The 6912-nt window shown below is 64.2% G+C and carries 5 protein-coding genes and 1 pseudogene; 5 read left to right on the forward strand and 1 reads right to left on the reverse strand.

Going from position 1 to position 6912, the window contains the following annotated elements:
* The first annotated feature begins 371 nt into the window (after positions 1-371).
* On the forward strand, positions 372-1598 hold the full coding sequence (locus H8A92_RS38980) for a CaiB/BaiF CoA transferase family protein (RefSeq protein ID WP_163150647.1): 1227 nt from the start codon (positions 372-374) through the stop codon (positions 1596-1598).
* Positions 1599-1841: 243 nt separating this feature from the next.
* Complete coding sequence (locus H8A92_RS38985) at positions 1842-2237, forward strand: Rid family hydrolase (RefSeq protein ID WP_229200581.1); 396 nt, start codon at positions 1842-1844, stop codon at positions 2235-2237.
* 11 nt (positions 2238-2248) lie between these two features.
* Here H8A92_RS38985 and H8A92_RS38990 read toward each other — a convergent pair whose 3' ends face one another.
* Positions 2249-2938 (reverse strand): TetR/AcrR family transcriptional regulator, encoded by a 690-nt coding sequence (locus tag H8A92_RS38990; RefSeq protein ID WP_229200582.1) that lies wholly within the window; start codon positions 2936-2938, stop codon positions 2249-2251.
* A gap of 252 nt (positions 2939-3190) precedes the next feature.
* Here H8A92_RS38990 and H8A92_RS38995 point away from each other — a divergent pair.
* The 3 genes and pseudogenes from H8A92_RS38995 (at position 3191) to H8A92_RS39005 (ending at position 6895) form a co-directional block, all read left to right on the forward strand.
* Positions 3191-4422, forward strand: a pseudogene (locus H8A92_RS38995) (acyl-CoA dehydrogenase family protein).
* A 128-nt stretch (positions 4423-4550) separates the two neighbouring features.
* Positions 4551-5609: a phosphotransferase family protein gene (locus tag H8A92_RS39000; protein ID WP_229200583.1), complete on the forward strand. Its 1059-nt coding sequence runs from the start codon at positions 4551-4553 to the stop codon at positions 5607-5609.
* A 371-nt stretch (positions 5610-5980) separates the two neighbouring features.
* Positions 5981-6895, forward strand: coding sequence for a DMT family transporter (locus tag H8A92_RS39005; RefSeq protein WP_229200584.1), 915 nt, complete (start codon positions 5981-5983; stop codon positions 6893-6895).
* Positions 6896-6912: the final 17 nt, after the last annotated feature.

Consider the following 6912-nt stretch of genomic DNA (forward strand, 5'->3'; position numbering starts at 1 on the left):
CGCCATGGCCATGGCCGCCGCGCGCGGCGGCCGGTGGCATCGCGGCCGCAACCAGCGTCAGCAGCCCAACCATCATGATCGTCCGCATGGTGTCCTCCTCGTCGCGGCAAGATACCGTTGGGGCTGAGTCAAATCGGTGTCGGCCATCTTCACAATTTCGCGTGACGGCAATGGGGGGCGATTCTCGCGGGCGGTTCCCCGGAGCTGCCGGTGCGCCGCACATAGGCCGTCCGGGGATGGCTTCATGCCGACAATGCAGTGCTCGCGGCACCAAAATGGTGTATCCGCTGGCTCTGGCGCGCCGCGAACTCGGGCAGGGCCCGGTCCGGCGCCACATAATCAAGATTTTCAAGATATCGGAGGAATGCTTCATGTCGGCTCTGCCACTCTCGGGCATCAAAATTCTCGACCTGACGCGGGTGCTCGCGGGGCCGCTGTCGGCCCAGATGCTGGCGGATCTCGGCGCCGAGGTGATCAAGATCGAGCGGCCCGGCGGCGGCGATGACGCCCGCGCCTTTGGTCCGCCCTATCTCGCCGATCCCGAAGGCAAGGCGAACAACAACAACTCGTTCTACCTCTGCGCCAACCGCAACAAGAAGTCGGTCACGGTCAACATCGCCAAGCCCGAAGGACAGGCCATCATCCGCGAGCTCGCGAAGTCGGTCGACGTGATGATGGAGAACTACAAGGTCGGCGACCTCAAGCGCTACGGCCTCGATTACGAGACCATCAAGCAGCTCAACCCCGGCATCATCTATTGCTCGGTCACCGGCTTCGGCCAGACCGGTCCGTACGCTACGCGCGCCGGCTATGACGCGATCCTGCAGGCGATGGGCGGCCTGATGAGCGTGACCGGCCATATCGACGGCGAGCCCGGTGCTGGCCCGATGAAGGTCGGCCCCTCGATCGTCGACTACATGACCGGCATGAACACCTCGATCGGAATTCTTTCGGCGCTCTACCATCGCGACGCCAACAATGGGGAGGGGCAGCATGTCGACGTCTGCCTGTTCGACACGGTGATCGCCTCGTTGTCGCACTGGCTGCAGATCTATCTCGTCAACGGCAACATGCCGCCGCGCCGCGGCACCTGGGGCAATGGCGGCATGCCGGCCGGCGTGTTCCGCTGCACCGACGGCGAGCTGATGCTGGTGGTCGGCAATGACGGCCAGTTCCAGCGCACCTGTGCGGTGCTCGGTGAACCCGAGCTCGCCAACGACAAGCGCTTCGTCAAGAACAACGACCGCGTCGTGCACGGCAAGGAGATCATGGCGATCTTCGCCGGCCTGTTCCTGAAGCAGCCGGTCGCCTACTGGCTGGAGAAGCTCGAGGAGGCCGGCGTGCCGTCAGGCCCGATCAACAATTTCGAGCAGGTGTTCAGCGATCCGCACGTGCAGTCGCGCGGCATGCGGGTGAAGGTCGACCATCCCTTCGAGCCGAACCTGTCGCTGATTCGCAATGCGCTGACCTTCTCGGGCACCCCGATCACCGACTACCGCGCGCCGCCGCTGCTCGGCGCCGACACCAAGGACGTACTGGCGACCATCGGCTACGACGAGGCCAAGGTCGAAGGCCTGAAGGCGCAGGGGATTTTGTAGGCGGGATTGGAGTCGTATCAGCGCATCTATCACCGTCATCCTGAGGTGCGAGCGGAGCGAGCCTCGAAGGATGAACGGCCCGGCTGGTGGCCGTCGATCCTTCGAGGGCCGCTGAAGGAGCGACCACCTCAGGATGACCGCGATGGAGCGGTCCGCTGCATCAACACTTCGACGTCTATCGAAACATCATTGACATCCAACTGCTAGATTGGCGCCATCGATCCCCCATCGAAGGTGCCAATCATGAAACGGGAAGTGGTCCGCGTCGAACCGATATCGAGCTGGCTGGAGCGCTGGAAGGCGCCGGCATCGGCGGTCACGCGCGCCGGCAACATGGTGTTCGTCTCCGGCCTGCCGCCGTTCGATCCCGTAACCGGCGAGATCGCCACCGGGGCGTCGATCGAGCGGCAGAGCGAGCTCGTCATGGAGCAGCTCAAACAGTGCCTCGCTGCCGCCGGCGCCTCGTTCGACAACGTGATGAAGTGCAGCATCTTCTGCACCTCGGCGAAGCACTTCGCGACGTTCAACGCGATCTACCGACGATATTTCGCGGATGATCTGCCGGCGCGGATCTTCGTCTGCATTCCGGAATGGACCGGACCGTTCGACATCGAGATCGACTGCATCGCGATGGTGTAGGGCGGGAAGTCCTACAGATCTTGGCGCGTCAGCCGGCCGTGCACCAGGACCGGCCGCGCGGCCGGCTTGCTCGCCACGTCACCCATCGTCAGCGCCATCACCGAGACCGTGACCACGCGGTCGATGATGGCGCGGACGTCGTCGAGGTCGCATTTGCCTTCCGACAGCCGCAGCAGGCGCTCCTTCTCGCGGATGGTGTGGTGCGCCATCGCGAGCGCGAAGTGCAGGCCCCAATAGAGTTCGGTGTCGTCGCGGCCGGGCATCGCGCGGCGCATCGCCGCGGCGAACTTGCGCAGATGGTCGACCTCGCGATTTTTGATGCGGCGGATAGGCGGCACCGATTCGATCGAGGCGCGGATCATGAAGCGCGCCGCGGTCGAGCCCTCGCGGTCGGGCCCGAGGCAGCCGCGCAAAGTGGGGCCGACGAGGGCGCGCATGATGTCCTCGATCACGGCGCGGCCGCCGCCGGCATCTTCCGCCGCCCTCAATTCATTGAGACGCTCGCGGTTGGTCTGGATGCTGCGGGTGACGAACAGCTCCGCGATCAGTTCATCCTTGGAGCCGAAATGGTAGTTCACCGCCGCGAGGTTGACGTTCGCCTCCGCGACGATGTCGCGCAGCGTGACGTCGCCGAAGCCGCGGTCGGCATAGAGCCGCTCGGCGGCGGCGAGAATGGCGGATCGGGTGTGGTCGCTGGCCATGGCTGAGAGCCTTTCAGTCAGTCCGCGCGCTGCGCGGGAACGACGAAGACGACAGGGAGTTGCATTTCAAACATTTGTATGAAACTATCGTTTGAAGAGCCGGAAATGTCAATCCGCTGCGCGCGGGGCGTCATTCTGGCACACCACCTCCGCCCGTTCCGCGAACGCCCTTGCGAGCCGCGGAGGCGGGGTCGACAATGTTGCCCAACCGGCCCAGTCCAAGGCCCAAGTCTAGGAAACGAGGAGCGTCCCATGGATTTCACGATGTCGCCGAAGCAAAAGGAGTGGCTGGAGCGCGTTCAGGTTTTCATGAAACGCATGTCCGCCCGGCCGTGCCGATCTATGACAAGCAGGATGCCGAAGGCCCGCGCTGGAAGGTGATCCCGATCCTCGAGGATCTGAAGAAGAAGGCGAAGGCCGAAGGTCTCTGGAACATGTTCATGCCGCCGTCCTCGCATGAGGATGACGAATTCCACGGCGCGGGACTGACCAATCTCGAATACGCGCTGCTGTCGGAAGAGATGGGCCACATCTCCTGGGCCTCGGAGGTCTTCAACTGCTCCGCCCCCGATACCGGCAACATGGAAGTGTTCATCCGCTACGGCACCAAGGAGCAGAAGCGCAAATGGCTGCGCCCGCTGATGGACGGCGAGATCCGCTCCGCCTTCCTGATGACCGAGCCGGCGGTTGCATCCTCTGACGCCACCAACATCGAGACCCGCATCGAGAAGGACGGCGATCACTACGTCATCAACGGCCGCAAATGGTGGTCGTCGGGCGTCGGCGATCCCCGCTGCAAGGTCGCGATCCTCATGGGCAAGACCGACTTCAACGCCGCCAAGCATCAGCAGCAGTCGCAGATCCTGGTGCCGCTCGACACCCCCGGCATCAAGGTCGAGAAGATGCTGCCGGTGTTCGGCTTCGACGATGCGCCGCACGGCCACGCCCAGGTGCTGCTCGAGAACGTCCGCGTGCCGAAGGAAAACATCCTGCTCGGCGAAGGCCGTGGCTTCGAGATCGCGCAGGGCCGTCTCGGCCCGGGCCGCATCCATCACTGCATGCGCACCATCGGCCAGGCCGAAGAGGCGCTGGAGAAGATGGTGAAGCGGCTTGCCTCACGCACCGCGTTCGGCAAGAGGATCATCGAGCACTCGGTCTGGGAGCAGCGCATCGGCGAGGCCCGCACCGACATCGAGATGAACCGCCTGCTGTGCCTCAAGGCCGCAGACATGATGGACAAGGTCGGCAACAAGACCGCACAGGCCGAGATCGCGATGATCAAGGTCGCAGCCCCCAACATGGCGCTGAAGATCATCGACCAGGCGATCCAGGCGTTTGGCGGCGGCGGCGTCTCCGACGAAGCTGGGCTCGCGAAGGCCTATGCTCACATCCGCACGCTGCGGCTCGCCGACGGTCCGGACGAGGTGCACAATCGCGCCATTGCCAGGCTTGAACTTCGGAAGTATGCAAACACGTCGCACTGAGCATGATGCGGAACGCATGGCGTTCGCGCGCACATCGTGCTCAGAATGAAAAGCGAGATCAGGCTGGCGTGCCAGCCTGATTGAGGGAGCGCCGGACGGCTCTCCATAAAAACTGAGGGAGCGTCATCGTGGCGGACGGCGTCAGGAAAGACGAAGAATTTTCCGGAACACGGGAAGTCGAGGAGCGTCATCGCGTCAACGAGGCGAGCCTCGGCGCCTGGATGAAGGAGCACGTCGAGGGCTATCAGGGCCCGCTCAAGGTCCTGCAGTTCAAGGGTGGCCAGTCCAACCCGACCTACAAGCTCGAAACCCCCGGCCGCAATTATGTGATGCGCCGCCGGCCGTTCGGTAAATTGTTGCCGTCGGCTCATGCGGTGGATCGCGAGTTCCGCGTGATCGCGGCGCTCGGCAAACAGAATTTCCCGGTCGCGAAAGCCTACGCGCTGTGCACCGACGATGCGGTGATCGGCTCGGCCTTCTACATCATGTCGATGGAGGAGGGACGGGTGTTCTGGGATCCGACGCTGCCGAGCCAGGAGCCGGACGCGCGGCGCAAGATCTTCACCAGCAAGATCGAGACGTTGGCCAAGCTGCACATCCTCGATCCCGAAAAGATCGGCCTCGGCGATTTCGGCAAGCCCGGCAATTATTTTGCGCGCCAGGTCGATCGCTGGACCAAGCAGTACCGCGCGTCCGAGACGCAGCATATTCCGGAGTTCGAGAAGCTTGCGGAGTGGCTGCCGAAGACGGTGCCGGAACAGAAGCGCGTTTCGGTTGTGCACGGCGACTATCGCCTCGACAACATGATCTTCCATGCAACCGAGCCGCGGGTGCAGGCGGTGCTGGATTGGGAATTGTCGACGCTCGGCGATCCCATGGCCGACTTCACCTATCTGCTGATGCAGTGGACCATGCCGGGCCTCGCCAACGCCGACCTCAAGGCGTTGAACATTCCGAGCCAGGACGAAGCCGCGCAGATCTATTGCAACGTCACCGGCATGGCCGTGCCGGATCTCAACTGGTACTTCTCCTACAATCTGTTCCGTCTCGCCGGCATCACGCAGGGGATTGCGGGCCGCGTCCGCGACGGCACCGCCGCGAATGCCAAGGCCCTCGAATCGGCCAAGCGCACCGTGCCGCTGTCGCAGGCGTCATGGGAATACGCGCAGAAGGCCGGCGCAACCTGATCCGAGAATGCGGCGCGATCCCTTAGGGTTCGCGCCGCTTTTCTTTTTAGCCTCGCCCCGCTTGCGGGGAGAGGTCGGATCGCATCTTAGATGCGATCCGGGTGAGGGGGCTCTCCACGATTCCGACTTTCGCCGCGTTTGCTGAGACAGCCCCTCACCCCAACCCTCTAAGAGCAAGCTTCGCTCGTCTCGACCCCGCAAGAGCGGGGCGAGGGAACAAAAGGATTCCGGCGATCGATCTGGCGTTGCGCCACTTCTGCAAGATGCGGCATGTTTCCGCATTGTAGCCATCTGTGACTTGAGTTCGCGGCGCCGCTTTGGCAAGTCAGTCCGGTCAACGCCCGCCCTGGTCCTGATCGGACGCTTTCACTTTGCCCCTTTCCTCGAATCTTCGCGGCAGCCTGTTCATGGCTGCGGCCATGGCCAGCTTCACGGTCAACGACACCATCACCAAAGCGGTGTCGGTGGAGCTCAACATCGGGGAGATCCTGCTCGTCCGCGGCCTGGTCGCAATGGTGTTGGTCGCAGCGCTCGCCTGGTACCGCGATGCGCTCCGGAGCTTCAGCGCGTTGTTGATCTGGCCGGTCGGCCTGCGCGTGCTCGGCGAGATCGGCGGCACGCTGACCTATCTCTCGGCGATCGCGCAGATCCCGCTCGCCAATGCGTCGGCGATCTTCCAGGCGCTGCCGCTCGTCATCACATTGGGCGCGGCTCTGGTGTTCGGCGGGCCGGTCGGCTGGCGGCGCTGGCTTGCGATCGCGGCCGGCTTCATCGGCGTGCTGGTCATCGTCCGTCCCGGGGCGGAGGGGTTTAGCCAGGCTGCGCTGCTCGCGCTGGCCTCGGTCGGCTTCTGCGCGGTGCGCGATCTCGCAACCCGCCGCATTCCGAAGAACTTGCCGACCGTGTTCATCACGCTGCTCACCACCGTGACGGTGACGACGGCGGGCGCCGTCGTGCTGGTGCCGCTCGGCGGCTGGAAGGCGCCGTCCGGTCACGCGCTCGGCCTGCTCGCATTCGCGGCGGTGCTGATCCTGATCGGCTACCAATGCATCATCGTGTCGCTGCGCACAGGCGACATCTCGGCGGTGGCGCCGTTCCGCTACACGGCGCTGCCGTGGGCGATGCTGACAGGCTATCTCGCCTTCGGCCACAGGCCCGACGGCGCGATGCTCGCCGGCGCCGCGATCATCGTCGCCTCCGGCCTTTATGCCTTCTACCGCGAGCGCAAGCGCGACAAGTTCCGACCCGCCGCGACCGGGCCCGGCCTGCCGCCGGATGGGTTGTGAGAAGGGTGTAACCTTGT

The sequence above is a fragment of the Bradyrhizobium acaciae genome, assembly GCF_020889785.1.
Taxonomy (GTDB): domain Bacteria; phylum Pseudomonadota; class Alphaproteobacteria; order Rhizobiales; family Xanthobacteraceae; genus Bradyrhizobium; species Bradyrhizobium acaciae.